This is a genomic window from Pseudonocardia sp. TMWB2A, from assembly GCF_017312135.1.
Genome location: NZ_QKQY01000002.1, coordinates 867,387 through 884,229 on the forward strand (window position 1 = coordinate 867,387; position 16,843 = coordinate 884,229).

Annotated in this window: 16 protein-coding genes; 9 read left to right on the plus strand and 7 right to left on the minus strand. The window is 74.5% G+C overall.

Annotated elements, in window-relative coordinates; translation table 11 throughout:
- Window positions 1-109 precede the first annotated feature (109 nt).
- From DMP17_RS18475 to DMP17_RS18485, 3 genes are read left to right on the plus strand one after another with little or no spacing between them, the layout of a single operon-like run.
- Window positions 110-970, plus strand: coding sequence for a helix-turn-helix domain-containing protein (locus DMP17_RS18475; protein WP_337830178.1), 861 nt, complete (start codon window positions 110-112; stop codon window positions 968-970).
- Window positions 967-1,353, plus strand: a complete 387-nt coding sequence (locus DMP17_RS18480) for a VOC family protein (RefSeq protein WP_226355831.1) — start codon at window positions 967-969, stop codon at window positions 1,351-1,353. Before DMP17_RS18475 ends, DMP17_RS18480 begins: the two co-directional genes overlap by 4 nt.
- A 3-nt stretch (window positions 1,354-1,356) precedes the next feature.
- Window positions 1,357-1,818, plus strand: coding sequence for a tRNA (cytidine(34)-2'-O)-methyltransferase (locus tag DMP17_RS18485; RefSeq protein WP_208819473.1), 462 nt, complete (start codon window positions 1,357-1,359; stop codon window positions 1,816-1,818).
- Here DMP17_RS18485 and DMP17_RS18490 read toward each other — a convergent pair.
- On the minus strand, window positions 1,811-2,671 hold the full coding sequence (locus tag DMP17_RS18490) for a winged helix-turn-helix domain-containing protein (protein WP_337830179.1): 861 nt from the start codon (window positions 2,669-2,671) through the stop codon (window positions 1,811-1,813). The genes DMP17_RS18485 and DMP17_RS18490 overlap by 8 nt on opposite strands.
- 94 nt (window positions 2,672-2,765) lie before the next feature.
- Between DMP17_RS18490 and DMP17_RS18495 the strand changes: the two genes are divergently transcribed.
- Window positions 2,766-3,917 carry an FAD-dependent monooxygenase gene (locus DMP17_RS18495; protein WP_337830180.1) on the plus strand — a complete coding sequence of 384 codons (1,152 nt, stop codon included), beginning with the start codon at window positions 2,766-2,768 and terminating at the stop codon, window positions 3,915-3,917.
- A gap of 15 nt (window positions 3,918-3,932) precedes the next feature.
- On the opposite strand, the gene DMP17_RS18500 is transcribed toward DMP17_RS18495, so the two are convergent.
- From DMP17_RS18500 to DMP17_RS18520, 5 genes are all read right to left on the minus strand, one after another.
- Entirely contained in the window at window positions 3,933-4,808 is an 876-nt protein-coding gene (locus tag DMP17_RS18500; protein WP_337830181.1) for a YceI family protein, read from the minus strand.
- Between the two features lie 172 nt (window positions 4,809-4,980).
- Window positions 4,981-7,572, minus strand: a complete 2,592-nt coding sequence (locus tag DMP17_RS18505) for an FtsK/SpoIIIE family DNA translocase (protein ID WP_337830182.1) — start codon at window positions 7,570-7,572, stop codon at window positions 4,981-4,983.
- 79 nt (window positions 7,573-7,651) lie between these two features.
- Window positions 7,652-9,340: a ribonuclease J gene (locus tag DMP17_RS18510; RefSeq protein WP_337832697.1), complete on the minus strand. Its 1,689-nt coding sequence runs from the start codon at window positions 9,338-9,340 to the stop codon at window positions 7,652-7,654.
- 147 nt (window positions 9,341-9,487) lie between these two features.
- On the minus strand, window positions 9,488-10,519 hold the full coding sequence (dapA, locus tag DMP17_RS18515) for a 4-hydroxy-tetrahydrodipicolinate synthase (RefSeq protein WP_226355826.1): 1,032 nt from the start codon (window positions 10,517-10,519) through the stop codon (window positions 9,488-9,490).
- Between the two features lie 39 nt (window positions 10,520-10,558).
- Complete coding sequence (locus tag DMP17_RS18520; RefSeq protein WP_208819483.1) at window positions 10,559-11,185, minus strand: TIGR03085 family metal-binding protein; 627 nt, start codon at window positions 11,183-11,185, stop codon at window positions 10,559-10,561.
- A 167-nt stretch (window positions 11,186-11,352) separates the two neighbouring features.
- Between DMP17_RS18520 and DMP17_RS18525 the strand changes: the two genes are divergently transcribed.
- Both DMP17_RS18525 and DMP17_RS18530 read left to right on the plus strand, forming a co-directional pair.
- Complete coding sequence (locus DMP17_RS18525; protein ID WP_226355825.1) at window positions 11,353-12,666, plus strand: MFS transporter; 1,314 nt, start codon at window positions 11,353-11,355, stop codon at window positions 12,664-12,666.
- A 191-nt stretch (window positions 12,667-12,857) separates the two neighbouring features.
- Entirely contained in the window at window positions 12,858-13,601 is a 744-nt protein-coding gene (locus DMP17_RS18530; protein WP_226355824.1) for a Crp/Fnr family transcriptional regulator, read from the plus strand.
- A gap of 19 nt (window positions 13,602-13,620) precedes the next feature.
- On the opposite strand, the gene thyX is transcribed toward DMP17_RS18530, so the two are convergent.
- The gene (gene thyX / locus DMP17_RS18535; protein WP_062401161.1) at window positions 13,621-14,385 is read right to left on the minus strand and encodes an FAD-dependent thymidylate synthase; all 765 of its coding nucleotides are present in this window, start codon (window positions 14,383-14,385) and stop codon (window positions 13,621-13,623) included.
- Window positions 14,386-14,536: 151 nt separating this feature from the next.
- Between thyX and DMP17_RS18540 the strand changes: the two genes are divergently transcribed.
- The 3 genes from DMP17_RS18540 to DMP17_RS18550 all read left to right on the plus strand — a co-directional run bounded on the left by DMP17_RS18540 (window position 14,537) and on the right by DMP17_RS18550 (window position 16,839).
- A complete protein-coding gene (locus DMP17_RS18540) occupies window positions 14,537-15,109 on the plus strand; it encodes a toxin-antitoxin system HicB family antitoxin (RefSeq protein WP_226365929.1) in 573 nt (190 codons plus the stop codon).
- Complete coding sequence (locus tag DMP17_RS18545) at window positions 15,106-16,329, plus strand: DUF4097 family beta strand repeat-containing protein (protein ID WP_337830183.1); 1,224 nt, start codon at window positions 15,106-15,108, stop codon at window positions 16,327-16,329. The genes DMP17_RS18540 and DMP17_RS18545 overlap by 4 nt, the downstream gene beginning before the upstream one ends.
- Window positions 16,330-16,395: 66 nt before the next feature.
- Window positions 16,396-16,839 carry a nitroreductase family deazaflavin-dependent oxidoreductase gene (locus DMP17_RS18550; RefSeq protein WP_337830184.1) on the plus strand — a complete coding sequence of 148 codons (444 nt, stop codon included), beginning with the start codon at window positions 16,396-16,398 and terminating at the stop codon, window positions 16,837-16,839.
- The last annotated feature ends 4 nt before the right edge of the window (window positions 16,840-16,843 follow it).

Sequence of the window (16,843 nt, forward strand, 5' to 3'; positions counted from 1 at the left end):
GACGAACGACCGCGGAACACCCGGCGGCGCGGGCGCGTCCGGGCGTCGCCGACGATCGTCCGTTCCGGACTCCCGGCCTCCCCGTCCCGGCGGCGCTACCCTGGCCCGCATGTCCGACGGGGCCCGGCGCTGGCGTCCCTCCGCCCGCCTCCGCCCGCTCGTGTCCGGGATCTGGTGCTGGTCCTCCCCCGCGGGCCCGGCAGGGACGCACCAGGGCGTGTCGAGCGCCCACCTGACCGTCGTGCTCTGCCTGGACGGTGCGGTCGACCTGCTCGCCGCACCGGACCCGCGACGCGGCCCGGGCCGGTTCACCGCCTCGGCGGCCGGCCTGCACGCCGCACCCGCGGTGCTCGCGACCGGCACCCGGCAGGCCGGGATGCAGCTGGAGATGACCTGGCGCGGCGCCCGCACGCTGCTCGGGCTGCCCGCCGGCGAGCTGGCCGGCGACGTCGTCGACCTCGCGCTGCTCCTCCCCGGCCTGGACACCCTGCTGGACCGGCTGCGCGCCGAGCCGGGGTGGGCCGGGCGCTGCGCGCTGCTCGACGCCGCGCTGTGCGCCGTCGCGGACGCCCGGGACCGTCCGGGCGACCCGCCGCCGGAGGTGGTGCGCGCCTGGGAGCTGCTGGCCCGCAGCGGCGGGACCGCGCGCGTCGCCGACGTCGCCGGGGAGGTCGGCTGGTCGCAGCGCCACCTCGGTGAGCGGCTGCGGCGCGAGACAGGGCTCGCGACGAAGGCCGCGGCACGGGTCATCCGGTTCGAGCGGGCGTGCACGCTGCTGCGCCGCCCGTCGGCTCCCCCGCTCGCCGAGCTGGCCGCGATCTGCGGCTACGCCGACCAGCAGCACCTGGCCCGCGACTTCCGCGACCTCGCGGGCACCACCGCGTCGACCTGGCGGGCCGAGCGGGTCCGGCCGGCGGCTCCGATTCGTCCACGACCGCGGCGCCCGGCCCCGGCACCCTCGCACCCATGAGCGACCTGCCCGGCCTCTGGCCCAGCCTGTCCAGCCCCGACCCGCGCGCCCTGGTCACGTTCCTGACCTCGGCACTGGACTTCACCGAGCGCGCCGTCCACACCGGCGACGACGGCGCGGTCGTCCACGCCGAGCTGGTGCGCACCGGGTCCACCGGTGCCCCCGGCGGCGTGATGCTCGGCCCCGCCCACGACGGGTGCCGCCCACCCGGCGGCGCGGCCGTCCACCTCGTCTGCGACGACCCGGACGCCCTGTTCGCCCGCGCCGTCGCGGCCGGTGCCACCGTCGTGCACGCACCCTTCGACGCCGACTACGGCAGCCGCCTGTTCGAGGTCGCCGACCCGGACGGCAACCACTGGAGCGGGGGCACCTGGTACGAGTAGCGCGTGGTCCGCCTCGCCCTGCACACCCCGGAGATCCCGCCGAACACCGGCAACGCGATCCGGCTCGCCGCGAACACCGGCGCCGAGCTGCACCTGGTCCGGCCGCTCGGCTTCTCCCTCGACGAGCGCTCGGTGCGCCGGGCCGGGCTCGACTACGCCGACCTCGCCGAGGTCGTCGTGCACGACGACACGGCCGCGTTCGCCGGCTGGGTGCGCGCCGCGGGGGCGCGGGTGTTCGCGTTCGTGCCGGGCGCGCCGGTCCGCTACACCGATGTCGCCTACTCCGACGGGGACGTGCTGCTGTTCGGCCGCGAGTCGACCGGGCTGCCGCCGGAGGTGGCGGGTGCGGACTGGGTGACGGGCACGGTGGCGCTGCCCATGCGGCCGTCGAACCGCTCGCTGAACCTGGCCAACGCCGCCGCCGTCGCCGTCTACGAGGCGTGGCGCCAGCAGGGGTTCAGCTGATCCCGTCGAGGAACCGCGCGATCCCGGTGTCGAGGACCCGCTGCAGGTCGTAGGGGTGGTCCCCGATCCGGCGCAGCGCGGGCCCGCCGTGGCGGCGCAGCGCGGTGCGCAGCCCGGGGTCGTGGTCGGCCCAGGTGTCGGCGTCGACGCCGGTGTCGGCCTGCGCCTCCTGCTCCGCGGCGAGGGTCAGCGCCATCCCTCGCACGAACCCGGTCAGCGCCAGGTGCAGGTCGAACCGCTCCACCGGGTCGGCGACGACCTCCTCCAGCGCGGCCAGCTCGAACTCGGCGAAGCGCAGCAGCGACGGCAGCGCCTGCGGACGGGACAGCGACAGCACCCGCGCGAGCCACGGGTGCCGCCGGTGCACCCGCCACTGCGCGTGCACCGCCCCCTCCAGCCGGGCCCGCCACGGCCCGTCGGCCGGGGGCAGCACCAGCTCGGCGAACACCGACTCGAGCATCGCGAGCAGCAGCTCGTCGCGGCTGCGGACCAGCCGGTACAGCGACATCGTCGGCACGCCGAACGCCCCGGCGAGGCGGCGCATGGACAGCGCGGCCAGGCCCTCGTCGTCGGCGATGGCGATCGCGGTCCGCACCAGCCGGTCCGTGTCCGGCGGCGCGGCCGGGCCCGGGTGTCCCGCCGGCCCGGCGACGACGGACCCGACCCGGGCCGTCGTGTGCAGCACCCCCTCCTCGCGCAGCCGGGTCAGCGCCCGGGCGGCGGTGGACATCGCGACGCCGTGCTCGGCCACCAGCGCGCGCACCGACGGCGCGCGGTCCCCGGGGCGCAGGTCGCCCGCCTCGATGCGGGCGCGCACCGCGGCCGCGACCCGGTCCGTCGGCGACCCGTCCACCGCACCTCCCTGTACCACCTGTACCGCTACAGGCCACGCGTCGTCCCAGCTCGCGGGGTCATCGTGGCCTCGTACACCGTACCGAGGAGGACGCATGACCGACATCCTGATCAGCGGGGCCGGCATCGCCGGGGCGACGCTCGCGTGGTGGCTGCGGCGGCACGGGTTCCGGCCCGTCGTCGTCGAGTCGGCGCCGGGACCGCGGCCGGGCGGGCAGGCCGTCGACGTCCGGGGACCAGCGCTGACCGTCGTCGACCGGATGGGGCTCGGAGCCGGGCTGCGGGCCGCGCGCACCGCGATGGACGGCATGTCCCTGGTCGACGAGGACGGCACCGAGGTCTTCCGCAGCACCGAGGTGACGCTCACCGGCGGGCCGGTCGCGAGCGACGACGTCGAGATCCTCCGCGACGACCTCGCCGCCCTGCTCACCGGCGCGCTCGACGGCGTCGAGCACCGGTGGGGCGACCGGGTCGTCGCGCTCGACCCGGACCCGGCGGGCGGTGCCCGGGTCCGCTTCGCGTCCGGCACCGAGGAGCACTACGACGTCGTGGTGGGCGCCGACGGCCAGCACTCCGGCGTCCGGCGTCTGGCCCTGGGCCCCGACGACGACGGCCGGCTGGTCCCGCTCGGCCAGCACGTCGCCGTGTTCACCCTGCCCAACACCTTCGGGCTGAGCCGCTGGCAGGTGTTCCTGCAGCGCCCCGACACGATGGCCGGGCTCTACACCGCGCACGACGACACCGAGGTCCGGGTGATGCTCGGCTTCTCCGACCCGGACGCCGGCTACCACCACCGCGACCTCGGGGCGCAGCGCGCCCTGGTGGCGCGGCACTTCGCCGGCGGGGGCTGGTGGCTGCCCGAGCTGCTCGACGGGATGGCCCGCGCCGAGGACCTGTACCTCACCCCGGTCACCCAGGTGCGGCTGCCGGTCTGGTCGCGCGGTCCGGTCGCGCTCGTCGGCGACGCCGCCTGGTGCCCCACGCTGCTGTCCGGCCAGGGCACGACGCTGGCCGTGGTCGGCGCCTACGTGCTGGCCGGGGAGCTCGCGCGCGCCGGCGGCGACCCCGGGCCGGCGGCCGCCGCCCACGAGCGGCGGATGCGCGGCTGGGTGGAGGCGAACCAGGAGCTGGCGCTGACCAACGCCGCACGGGTCCGGGAGCTGACCGCTCCGGACGCCGCCGCTCCCGGGCTCGCCGAGCACTGGGCCGCGACCGCCGCGACGGCCCTCACGCTCCCGGAGTACTGAGCACTCCGCCGGAGGTCAGGACTGCCGGATCGCCTGCACGTCGAGCTGGATCTGGATCGTCGACCCGACCACGGGCAGGCCCTTGGCGATGGTCTGCTGCCAGTTGAGCGTGTAGTGCTCGCGGTGCAGCTGGGTGGTGGCGATCGCGCCGACCCGGTCACCGTTCCACTCCGCGGTGCCCAGGAACGTGGTGTCCAGCGAGACGTCGCTGGTCAGGCCGTGCAGCGTGAGGTCGCCGTCCACGGTCCACCGGTTCCCGCCGTGCGCGACGAAGCGCACGCTGGAGAAGCGCAGGTCGGGGAAGCGTTCGACGTCGAGGAAGTCGGCCGAGCGCAGGTGCGTGTCCCGGGCGGCGACGTTGGTGTCGACGCTGGCCGCGTCGATCACGACGTCCACCGAGGACTCCTCGAACGGCTCGGCGATCCGGATCTGCCCCTGGAACCGGTTGAACCGGCCGTACACCTTGGACATGCCGATGTGCCGGGCGACGAAGCGCACCGAGCTGTGGTCGCCGTCGATCACGAAGACGCCGGGGCGCGGCGGGCGCAGCGCCGGGTCCTCGCCGAGGACGATGTGGCCCATGTCGGCGTGCTCGCCCCAGGACACCTCGACGACGTCGGTGACCTGCTGGTAGCCGCCCGCCTCGACGCGCACCCGGTAGCGGCCGGGCATCAGCGACGCGGCGAACCGGCCGAACGGGTCGGTCTCGACGTGCACCGCGCGCCGGTCGGCGGGGTCCATCACCGACACCTCGGTACCGGCCAGGGCACCGCCCTGCTGGTCGCGGACCTGGCCGGACAGCACGCCGCCGGTCAGCGGAATCGGGACGAGCGCGTGCCGGTCGGTGGTGCCCCGCGCCGGGCGACGACGGTCCTTCTTCCTCCAGAACACCAGCCAGAACCTCCTCTGCCCGGCGACGACGGGCAGCACGACGTGCGGTCGCCGGCCGGCGACCCCTGGTCACTCTGGCACGAACGTGACCGTCCCGTTAACCCGCCGGCCCGAAAAGTCGATCACCGACGGTGTCGGGATCATCACCGCCCCACGACCGTCACCCGCGGCGTCACTCGTCGTCGTCGGCGACCTCGCCGCCGTCGGCGGTCCCGCCGCCGCGGATCAGGAAGAGCGCACCCTCCAGCTCGTCCGGCTTGACCAGCACGTCGCGGGCCTTCGAGCCCTCCGAGGGGCCGACGATGTTGCGGGTCTCGAGCAGGTCCATCAGCCGGCCCGCCTTCGCGAACCCGACCCGCAGCTTGCGCTGCAGCATCGAGGTCGACCCGAACTGCGAGGTGACGATCAGCTCGGTGGCCTGCAGCAGCAGGTCGAGGTCGTCGCCGATGTCGGCGTCGATCTCCTTCTTCTCGCCGGCCTTCTGCGCGGTGACGCCCTCGGTGTAGCTGGGCTCGGCCTGCTCCTTGGTGAACGCGACGACCTTGGAGATCTCGTCGTCGTCGACGAAGGCGCCCTGCATGCGGACCGGCTTGCCGGCGCCCATCGGCAGGTAGAGCGCGTCGCCCATGCCGATCAGCTTCTCCGCGCCCGGCTGGTCGAGGATGACCCGCGAGTCGGTCAGCGACGACGTCGCGAACGCCAGGCGGCTCGGCACGTTGGTCTTGATCAGACCGGTGACGACGTCCACCGACGGCCGCTGGGTCGCCAGGATCAGGTGGATCCCGGCCGCACGCGCCTTCTGGGTGATCCGGACGATCGCGTCCTCGACGTCGCGCGGCGCGGTCATCATGAGGTCGGCGAGCTCGTCGACGATGCACATGATGTACGGGTAGGGCCGGTACACCCGCTCGGACCCGGGCGGGGCGGTGATCTCCCCGGTGCGGACCTTGCGGTTGAAGTCGTCGACGTGGCGGACCCGGTTGGCCTGCATGTCCTGGTAGCGCTGCTCCATCTCCTCCACCAGCCAGGACAGCGCCGCGGCGGCCTTCTTCGGCTGGGTGATGATGGGCGTGATCAGGTGCGGGATGCCCTCGTAGGGCGTCAGCTCGACCATCTTCGGGTCGATGAGGATCATCCGGACCTCGTCCGGCGTGGCCCGCGTCAGCAGCGACACCAGCATCGAGTTGACGAAGCTGGACTTACCGGAACCGGTGGAGCCCGCGACCAGCAGGTGCGGCATCTTCGCCAGGTTCGCGACGAGGTAGTGGCCCTCGATGTCCTTGCCCAGGCCGATGCCCATCGGGTGCTGCTCGGCGCGGGCGTTGCCCGAGCGCAGGACGTCGCCAAGGCGGACCATCTCGCGGTCGGTGTTGGGGACCTCGATGCCGACCGCGGACTTGCCGGGGATCGGCGCGAGCAGCCGCACGTTGTCGTTGGCGACGGCGTAGGCGAGGTTCCGCTGCAGCTGGGTGATCTTCTCGACCTTCACCGCCGGGCCGAGCTCGATCTCGTAGCGGGTGACCGTCGGGCCGCGGGTGAAGCCGGTGACCTGGGCGTCGACGTTGAACTGGTCGAGGACCCCGGTGATCGCCTCGATCATCGCGTCGTTGGCGGAGCTGCGGGACTTCGGCGGCGGCCCGGACTCCAGGGTGTCCGCCGGCGGCAGGATGTACTCGGTGTCGGACTGCGGCTCGCGGATCGCCATCGAGAGCTGCTCGCCCTCGAGCGGCTCGTCGGCGACCTGCGGGGTCTCGACGACGGGCTTGCGCGGCTTCTTCGCCGGCGGTGCGGCCGCGGCGGGGACGGCGGCGGGCACCTCCTCGTCCGGGACGCCGGGCAGCGACGGGTCCACCGGGGCCGGGGCGTGCTCGCCCTCCTCCGTCCGGAACGCGTCGGCCTCCGCGGCCCCCTGCCTGCGCCGCGACGGGCGCCGCTTCCTCGGTGCCTCCTCGGCGTCCCCGGCCTGCCCCTCCCGCTCGGCGACGGCGTCGGCCACCGTGCGCGGGCGGCCCGCACCGGTGTCCTCCTCGTCGTCCTGCTCGGGCGGCAGCTGCCCGGTGAGCCTGCGGAAACGGTCCGGCAGCTCCCGCACCGGGATGCCGGTGACCAGCAGGACCGAGTACAGCGTCAGCAGGACGAGAACGGGGACGGCCGTCCACAGGCTGAGCCCGGCCTTCAGCGGGGTCCCCGCGACGTAGCCGAGCGCGCCGCCGGCGCCGCGCCAGGCGTCGGGCTCGGCGGGCGCTCCGGCACCCAGGTGCACCAGCCCGAGCACGCCGAGGGCGAGCAGCAGGCTGCCGGTCACGATCCGCGGCCGGGCCTCCGGGTGCCCCTCGGTGGTGACCAGCACGATGCCGACGCCCAGCAGGATCGCCGGCAGCGCCACGCCGGCCTGGCCCATCACCGCCTGCACGAGGAAGGTGAACCAGTAGCCGACCGAGCCGCCCGCCTGCCACCACAGCCCGGCGGCGGCGATGACGGCGAGCACGAGTATGCCGAAGCCGATGCCGTCGCGGCGGTGCGCGGGGTCGATCTCGCGGGTGCGCCCGACCGCGCGCCCGGAGGCGCGGACGGTCTTCGCCACGCCCCGGCCGACCGCGTCGATCCCGCGGTCGACCAGGTCCGGGCCCTGGCGCCGGGCCGGCGGCCTGCGGCCTGCCGACGGGCGCTTGCGGGCGGTGGACGCGCGCGAGTCCGACCGCCCCGAGCCGCGGCCCGCGGCCGCAGTCGTGGTGGTCCTGCCCGTGCCCGTGCGTCCCGCCATGTCACACACGGTAGCCCGGTTCGGTGATCGAACCGGGGACCGACGCGGGTGTGGAGGGGTCGACGACCCCTCCACACACTCAGACGGCGATGACCGTGGGGACGATCATGGGGCGGCGGCGGTAGGTGTCCGACACCCAGCGGCCGACGACGCGCCGCACGCCCTGGGCGATCCGGTGCGGGTCGGTGACGCCCTCGTTCTCCAGCCGGGACAGCTCGTCCTCGACCAGCGACTGGGCGGCGTCGAGCGCCTTCGGGTCGTCGGAGAACCCGCGCCCGGACAGCGTCGGACGCGACAGCGCGCGGCCGGTCTTGTGGTCGATCGCCACGTTGATCGCGATGAAGCCGCCCTCGCCGAGCGCGATGCGGTCACCGAGAGTGGTCTCGCCCACGTCGCCGACCGACAGCCCGTCGACGTAGACCTGCCCGACCTCGACCCGGCCGGTGATCGCCGCGCGGCCGTCGACGAGGTCGACGACCACGCCGTTCTCCGCGATGACCACCGACTCCGCCGGCACACCGGTGCGCACCGCGAGCGCGGCGTTGGCCCGCAGGTGGCGCCACTCCCCGTGCACCGGCATGACGTTCGAGGGCTTCACCGCGTTGTAGAGGAACAGCAGCTCACCGGCCGGGGCGTGCCCGGACACGTGCACCTTGGCGTTGCCCTGGTGAACGACGGTCGCGCCGAGCCGGGTCAGCCCGTTGATCACGCCGAACACGGCGGTCTCGTTGCCCGGGATCAGCGAGCTGGCCAGGATGATCGTGTCGTCCGGGCGGATCGTGATGCTGCGGTGGTCCCCGCGCGCCATCCGGGACAGCGCGGCGAGGGGCTCGCCCTGCGACCCGGTGGAGACGAGCACCAGCTTCTCGTCGGGCAGGCGCATCGCCTCGTCGATGTCGACGAGCAGCCCCTCGGGGATGTTCAGCAGCGAGTGGTCGTCGGCCAGGCCCATGTTGCGGACCATCGAGCGCCCGGTCAGGCACACCTTGCGGCCGTGCGCGTGCGCGGCGTCGAGCACCTGCTGGACGCGGTGCACGTGGCTGGCGAAGCAGGCCAGGATGATCCGCGACGGCGCCCGGCGGACCAGGTCGGAGATGACCGGCCCGATGTCGGCCTCGGGGGTGACGAAGCCCGGCACCTCGGCGTTGGTGGAGTCGACCAGGAACAGGTCGACGCCCTCCTCGCCCAGCCGGGAGAACCCGCCCAGGTCGGTGAGGCGCCCGTCGAGCGGGAGCTGGTCGAGCTTGATGTCACCGGTGTGCAGCAGCAGCCCGGCGGGCGTGCGGATCGCGACGGCGACGGCGTCGGGGATCGAGTGGTTGACCGCGAAGTACTCGCAGTCCCACCCGCCGTGGGAGACCCGGTCGCCCTCCTTGACCTCCTGCAGGTGCGGGGTCAGGCGGTGCTCCTTGCACTTCGCCGCGACCAGCGCGAGCGTGAACCGGGACCCGACGACGGGGATGTCCGGGCGCATCCGCAGCAGCCACGGCACGGCACCGATGTGGTCCTCGTGGCCGTGGGTCAGCACGAGCGCGTCGATGTCGTCGAGGCGGCCCTCGATGGTCCGGAAGTCGGGCAGGATCAGGTCGATGCCCGGCTCGGAGTCGGACGGGAACAGCACGCCGCAGTCGACGACGAGCAGCCGTCCCTCGTACTCGAAGACGGTCATGTTGCGACCGACCTCACCGATGCCGCCGAGCGCGTAGACGCGCAGGCCGCCCCGCGCGAGGGCGGGTGGCGGGGCGTCCGGCAGCTCCGGGCGCTCGATGTTCTCCGGCGGCGCGGAGAGCGTCCGGCCGGGCCGGTTGCGTCGGTCGTTGCGCTGGGGACTCACAGGGGTTCGTGCCTCACATGGGTTCGTGTTCTCTGGTTCGTGTTCTCGGGGCCCGCTCGGGTGCGGAGCCGGCGCTCCTGCTCAGGTGCGGTGGTACGCGACCTCGGCGCCGATGTCGGCTGCGGTGCGTCCGCCCAGGGCGCCGTGGCCGGGCTGGTAGGCGGGGGCGTTCGGGCGGGCCTGCGGGTCCAGCGCCACCCCGGCGACGGCGAGGTCGCCGGCGATCGCCGCGACCTGCTCCTCGGTGGCGGGCGGCAGCGGCAGCCGGGTGTCGCCGACGTCGATGCCGCGCAGCCGCAAAGCGGTCTTGGCGAACACCGCGCCGCCGACCCGGCCCATCCCGCGGATCACCGGGAGCATCGCGTAGTGCAGCGCACGGGCCCGCTGGTGCTCACCGGCGTGGTAGGCGTCGATCATGGCGCGCAGCCGGTCGGCGACGACGTGGCCGATCACGCTGACGAAGCCGACCGCCCCGACCGAGAGCCACGGCAGGTTCACCGGGTCGTCGCCGGAGTAGTAGGCGAGCGTGGTGGTGGCCAGCACCTCGGTGCCGACGCGCAGGTCGTTGCGGGCGTCCTTCACCGCGACGATGCGGGGGTTCTGCGCCAGGCGCTGGAAGGTCTCGACGTCGATCCCGATCACGCTGCGCGGCGGGATGTCGTAGAGCATCACCGGCAGGTCACCCGCGTCGGCGACGGCGGTGAAGTGCGCGAGCAGGCCCTCCTGCGGCGGCCGCGAGTAGTACGGCGTGACCACGAGCAGTCCGTGCGCACCGGCGCGCTCCGCGCTGCGGGCCAGCTCGATCGAGTGCGCGGTGTCGTAGGTGCCCGCCCCGGCGACGACCGTCGCCCGGTCCCCCACCGCGGACACGACCGCGCGGATCAGCTCGGACTTCTCGGTGTCCGAGGTGGTCGGGCCCTCACCGGTGGTGCCGTTGACGACCAGCCCGTCGTTGCCGAGGTCGACCAGGTGGTTCGCCAGCTCCTCGGCCTTCGCCAGGTCCAGCTCACCGTCGGCGTCGAACGGCGTGACCATCGCGGTCAGCACCTCGCCGAACGGTCGGCGCGGCGGGTGCTGCTGGCCGCCGGGGGCGGAGTCGGGACCGGTGCTCATGACTGGTGACGGTACCGCCGGAGGACCGACGCTTCCCGGTCACATCCCGGACGGGGCGCCGCGGTAGGCCTCCACGTCGGCGGGCAGACCGGTCACCTCGACCCGCGCGGCGTCCCGGCCGAAGGCGTGCAGCACCAGCTCGGCGGGCTCACCGGTCACCGTGACCACGCCGAACCCGGTCGCGACGACCTGGGTCGCGCCCTCCGGACGGGCCAGCACCAGGCCGACCGGGCTGCGCCGGAACAGCAGCTTCGCCTGGTTCGCGAGCAGGTTCCACAGCTGCCCGTCGCGCTCCGGGTCCGACGGGCGCGGCTCCCAGCCGGGCTCCCCGCGGCGCAGGTCCTCGTGGTGGACGAAGAACTCCGCGCCGTTGGCGATCTCGTCGACCTTGCCCACCTTGAACGGCGACCACGCGGGCGGGCCCTTGCGCAGGTCGTCGATCATGTTCGGCCAGGCCGCCGACGCGTAGCCGTCCATCGCCTTGTCGGTCATGCCCGACAGTGCGGGCACCACGATCCCCGCGGCGTTCCACGGCTGCCGCTCGCGCACCAGCAGGTGGGTGAGCAGGTCGCGGGCGTTCCAGCCCTCGCAGAGGGTCGGGCGGTCGGGTCCGGAACGTTCGAACTCGGCACACAGGGCGGCACGTTCGGCGGTCGCGAGGCTCACCTCGCCCAACGTAGTGCCGCCCGCCACCGGCCGCACTGCCACGACGAACGGTCGACAGACGGTCGACGGAACGCACGTGTTTTGTAGCTAGTGATACAGATCTCATCCGCCGGTGTCCCGATACTCCGATCCGTCCCACTCATCGCTTCTCGACGGGGAGAACACACGTGACGAACGCTGCCACCACGCAGCCGCCGCGGTCGATGCGCCGGATCGCGCTCGCGAGCATGACCGGCACGGTCATCGAGTTCTACGACTTCTTCATCTACGGGACCGCCGCGGCCCTGGTGTTCAACAAGGTCTTCTTCCCCGAGCTCGGGGCGGCGGCCGGTACCGCGCTCGCGCTGGCCACCTTCGGCGTGGCATTCGTCGCGCGGCCGTTCGGGTCGGTGCTGTTCGGCCACTTCGGCGACCGGCTCGGCCGCAAGGGCACGCTGGTCACCACGCTGCTGCTGATGGGCTTCTCGACGCTCGCGATCGGCCTGCTGCCCACCACCGGGATGATCGGTGTCCTGGCGCCGATCCTGCTCGTGGTGCTGCGCATCCTGCAGGGCCTCGCCGTCGGCGGCGAGTGGGCCGGGGCGACCCTGCTCACCGCGGAGAACGCGCCGACGAAGGCCCGCGGCAAGTACGCGCTGTTCCCCCAGCTCGGCCCGTCGGTGGCGTTCGCGCTGGCGTCGGCGACCTTCCTGGTCACCGCGCTGACCATGAGCAACGAGGCGTTCCTGGCCTGGGGCTGGCGCATCCCGTTCATCGGGTCGGTGCTGCTCGTCGCGGTCGGGCTCTACGTGCGGCTCGCCCTGGAGGAGACGGCCACGTTCAAGAACAGCGGCCCGGTCTCGACGAAGCTCCCCATCACCGAGGTCTTCACCAGCCGTCCGGCCGCGGTGTTCCTCGGCGCCGGCTCGACGACCGCGGTGTTCGCCTTCTTCTACATCGGCGTCACCTACCTGACCAGCTACGGCACCCAGCAGCTGGAGCTGCCGCGGCCGTCGGTGCTGGCCATGGGCATCGTCGGCGGCATCGTCTTCGCGCTGACGACGATCGCCTCGGCGATCCTGTCCGACCGGGTCGGGCGCCGGAAGATGGTCGTCGGCGGCAACATCGCCTCGGTCGTCGCCGGGCTCGTCGCGTTCCCGATCATCGACATCGGGACGGTGTGGTCGTTCGGGCTGGGCCTGTCGCTGGTGCTCGGCGTCGTCGGCATCGCCTACGGCCCGATCGGCGCCCAGCTGCCGGAGCTGTTCCCGACCCGGTTCCGCTACACCGGCGCCGGGATCGCCTACAACCTCGCCGGCGTCTTCGGCGGCGGCGTGGTCCCGCTGTTCGCCGCGGCGCTGGCCGCGTCGACGCTGGGCAGCCTCGGCATCGGCCTGCTGCTCTCGGCGGTCTCGCTGATCAGCCTGCTCTGCACGCTGGCCCTGCCGCAGACCGACGCGGACTCCCTCGCCGAGCAGGACGCACAGCTCGCGGCCGTCTGACCGGCCACCGGGGCGGCCCGTCCGGGCGGGCCGTCCCGCACCCACCCGGTGCCGGCGGCCGCCGGCCGGCACCCCCCGGACCCGGACGGCCCGGACGCACCCCTCGGTGTCCGGGCCGTCCCGCCTACCCGCAGGCGCCCCAGCCCGCTACCGTCCGGACGGACCATCGGCGACGGCCGGGAGGCGGGACCATGAGCAGCGGCGCGGCGCGGCGGCCGGACGGCACCGTGCGTGCGCTGCCCGCCCCCGACCCCGACGACCACCCGGTCTCACCGTTCCTGACCGCCCCGTGGACGTCGCTGACCTCGCGGATCGCGCGGCTGGGCAGCCCCCGCCACTACGCCCGTGGCGAGCACGTCTACACCCAGGGCCAGCTGTCGTCGCGGTTCCACCTCGTCGTGTCCGGGCGGGTGCGGATCTACCTGCACCGGCCCGACGGCTCGGAACGCTCGCTGGCCTACGCCGAGCCCGGCGCCAGCCTCGGCGAGGCGGCCTGCGTCGACGGACGGCCGCGCCACCTCGCCTCGGTCTGCACCCGGCCGTCGGAGATCGTCTCGGTGACCCGCGACGCGTTGCTGACCGCCGCCCGCGACGAGCCGGAGCTCCTGCTCGAGATCACCCGCCGGATCGCCTACAAGCAGCGGGTCATGCAGCTGCACGTGCTCATCGAGGGGCTGCCCGCCCGGGAGCGGATCATCCTGCTGCTCGGCCACCTGGTGGAGGCCTACGGCGAGATCGCACTCGACGAGGTGGCCCGGCTGTCGATCCGCCCCGCCGTCGACGAGCTCGGGCTGCTCGTGGGGCTCACCCGGGTCACGACCAGCCGGGAGCTGTCCCGGCTGGTCGCGGAGGGCCTGCTGGAGAAGGAGGGACGCGGGTTCGTCGTGCGGGACCTGCCGGACCTGCGACGACGGGTGCATGCCGTCCTGGCCTGAGCCCGGCCCGACCGGGGGTTCAGCCCTCGGCCACCAGCGGGCTGGAGGCGATCTCGGTGCCGTCGGCGAGGGTCTGGATCTGGAAGTCCGCGAACACGTTCGGCACCTCGACCTGCAGCTGGCGCAGGCACTCGACGGCGAGGTTGCGGATCTCGACGTCGGCGGCCTCGGAGGCGCGCATCGCGATGAAGTGCCGCCACGCCCGGTAGTTCCCGGTGACGACGATCTTGGTCTCGGTGGCGTTCGGCAGCACCGACCGCGCGGCCTGGCGGGCCTGCTTGCGGCGCAGCGTCCCGTTCGGCACGTCGGCGAAGCGCGCCTCCAGCCCCTCGAGAAGCTTCTCGTAGGAGGCGAGCGCGTCGGCCGAGGCCTGCAGGAACAGCTCGTGCAGCTCCGGGTCCTGGGCGATGACGTCGGGCTCGACCATCGCGGCGTCACGCTCGGGCACGTAGCGCTGCGAGAGCTGGGAGTAGGAGAAGTGGCGGTGCCGGATCAGCTCGTGGGTCAGCGAGCGCGAGATGCCGGTCAGGTAGAAGCTGACCGAGCCGTGCTCGAGGACCGAGAGGTGCCCCACCTCGAGGATGTGGGCGATGTAGCCGGCGTTGGTCGCGGTGCGCGGGTTCGGCTTGGTCCACGACTGGTAGCAGGCGCGGCCGGCGAACTCGGCCAACGCCTGGCCGCCGTCGGCGTCGGTGGACCACGGGACGTCCGCGGGCGGGGTGAACTCGGTCTTCGCGACGAGCTGCACGGTCAGCGGGACGGTCTTCGGCGCGGTCTCCGGCATGCCGCGAGGGTAACGACCGGCGTCCCCGGCACCCGCCGGGCCCCGCGCCCGCACCCACTGTGGCGGCCACGGCACCCCCGGTGCGCTGCGACGTCGCAACCGACGCCACGAACGGGTGGCGTGATGTCAGGAGTGACGCCATAGTGGTGTCATGGACCTCACGCCGTATGTCGCGCAGCTGCGCGACGACCTCGCCGCCGCAGCGGCCGCGGGCGACGAGCAGACCCGTCGCACGGCGGCCCTGCTCGGCTCCGCGATCGAGCCCGCCGCCCGGCTCGCGATCATGAACGCACTGTCCGACCTGGCCTCGGAGGCGACCGCCGCACTCGGCGACCGCTCGGTCGAGGTCCGCCTGCACGGCCGGGAGGTGCGCGTGTCGGTGTCCGGGGGCGACCCGGAGCCCGGACACTCCCCCACCCCGGACCCGGCCCCGGCGAGCGAGGGGACGTCGCCGTTCGGCGGCTTCCCCTTCGGCGGCGGCACCTCCGGTGGCCCGGCCTCGGGTGGTTCGCCGTTCTCCGGTGACGCCGGGGACATCAGCCGGGTCACCCTGCGCATCGTCGAGCAGATCAAGGCCCAGGCCGAGCGCGCCGCCCAGTCCCAGGGCGTCTCGCTCAACACTTGGGTGTCCCAGGCGGTGCAGGGGGCACTGGCCGGCGCGGAGGGACGCACCGGCCGCCCGCACCGCGACGGGCGCAACCTGAGGGGATGGGTGCAGGGATGAGCGACGAGCGGACGGGCCCCGGGCCGGACGACGGCAGCGGTGACGCCACGCACGGCTGCGACGCCCCCACCGGCTCCGGCGGGCCCACCGGCACAGGTGGCAGCCCCACCGGGGCCGGTGACAGCTCCACCGGCGCAGGTGGCAGCTCCACCGGCGCAGGTGGCAGCTCCACCGGCGCGAGTGGCAGCTCCACCGGCGCGAGTGGCGGCGACACCGGCCACGCGCCGACCGGCGACACCGGCAGCGCCGGCCCCGGCAGCACCCCCTCCCGCAGCGAGCGGTTCGACTGCGCCGGCGCCGCCGAGATCGAGGTGACGACCGGTGCCGGCCGGGTCCGGATCGACCTGGTCGACGGGGCCGACGAGGTCCGCGCGGAGGTCACCGCCGACCGCAGCGCCGCGCCGTGGTCCGGCGGCCTCGGCGGGCTGCTCGACTGGATCGGCAGCTCGATGACCGGCGGCTCCGGCGTGCCCCGCGCCGGGGCGGGCTGGTCCGGCCGCGGGTTCGACCCGATCGTCGGCGCCCCCTGGGAGGCCACCGGCGACCCGTCGGCGGACGCCGTCGACGCCGTCACCATCGAGTGGTCGGCCTCGTCGCGACGCCTGGTGGTCCGCGGTCCGGAGGACCCGGCCCTCGGCGCGGTGCCGCTCGTGGTGACGGTCTCCGCCCCCGCCGGGTCGCGGCCCGCGGTGCGGACCGGCGCGGCCTCGGTCGAGCTGACCGGCCGGGCGTCCTGGGCCGCGGTGCGGACCGGGTCCGGCGCGGCCCGGGTGGCCCAGGTGCACGGCGACGCCGATGTCACCACCGGGTCGGGGTCGATCGACCTGGGCACGTGCTCGGGCCGGGCGCACCTGCGCGCGGGCTCCGGCGGCGTCGAGGCCGGGTCGCTCGGCGGCGCGTCGCGCATCCGGACCGGCAGCGGCGACGTCCGCGTCGGTGAGCTCACCGCGGACCTGGAGGTGCGCTCGGGGTCGGGGGACGTCGTCGTCGCCGACGCGGTCTCCGGTGACGTCCGGCTCGGCACCGGGTCGGGGTCGGTCCGGGTCGGGGTGCACTCCGGTGTGGCCGCCGAGCTGGACCTGTCGACCGGGTCGGGCCGCGCCCGCTCCGAGCTCGACGTCCGCCACGACACCCCGTCCACGGCACCGGCGGTGCGGCTGTCCGGGCGCACCGGCAGCGGCGACGTGCTGGTGACCCGGGCCTCCGCCGCCGCGGTCTGATCCCGCGACCGGTACCTCGTTCGTCGAGATGATCGGCGAGCGAGGTACCGGCGTAGGCTCGGTGCCGTGGACCGCACCGAGATCGCCGCGACGAACGCCTCCATGACCGCCCGGGTGCTGCAGATGCCCGCCACCCCCGTCCCCGACGGCGGCTACGCCCTGCGCGTGCTGCGTACCCGCGGGCGGCGCAGCGGGGAGCCGCGCGACACCCCGATCGGCGTCGTCGGGCACGGTGGCGCCAGCTACCTGGTCTCCCCCACCGGTGGGCGGGACTGGGTGCGCAACCTGCGGGCGACGCCGGAGTGCGCGATCCGCTCCGCCACGGGTGACGAGCCGCACCGCGCGGTCGAGCCCGGGCGCGCCGAGGCCGCGGCCGCCGTCGTCGGCTATCTCCGGGCGCTCGACGTGCCGTGGGCGCTGTCGGCGTTCCCGGTGCCGGCCGACGCCACCGAGGAGCAGGTCGCCGAGCACCTGGACACGATCGCCGTGTTCCGCCTCGACCCCGCCTGAGCGC

Bases quoted from the DNA above. Each gene is read 5' to 3' on its own strand.
- DMP17_RS18475 (WP_337830178.1), top strand. From the start codon at position 110: ATGTCCGACGGGGCCCGGCGCTGGCGTCCCTCCGCCCGCCTCCGCCCG.
- DMP17_RS18480 (WP_226355831.1), top strand. From the start codon at position 967: ATGAGCGACCTGCCCGGCCTCTGGCCCAGCCTGTCCAGCCCCGACCCG.
- DMP17_RS18495 (WP_337830180.1), top strand. From the start codon at position 2,766: ATGACCGACATCCTGATCAGCGGGGCCGGCATCGCCGGGGCGACGCTC.
- DMP17_RS18505 (WP_337830182.1), bottom strand. From the start codon at position 7,572: ATGGCGGGACGCACGGGCACGGGCAGGACCACCACGACTGCGGCCGCG.
- dapA (WP_226355826.1), bottom strand. From the start codon at position 10,519: ATGAGCACCGGTCCCGACTCCGCCCCCGGCGGCCAGCAGCACCCGCCG.
- DMP17_RS18530 (WP_226355824.1), top strand. From the start codon at position 12,858: ATGAGCAGCGGCGCGGCGCGGCGGCCGGACGGCACCGTGCGTGCGCTG.
- thyX (WP_062401161.1), bottom strand. From the start codon at position 14,385: ATGCCGGAGACCGCGCCGAAGACCGTCCCGCTGACCGTGCAGCTCGTC.
- DMP17_RS18540 (WP_226365929.1), top strand. From the start codon at position 14,537: ATGGACCTCACGCCGTATGTCGCGCAGCTGCGCGACGACCTCGCCGCC.
- DMP17_RS18545 (WP_337830183.1), top strand. From the start codon at position 15,106: ATGAGCGACGAGCGGACGGGCCCCGGGCCGGACGACGGCAGCGGTGAC.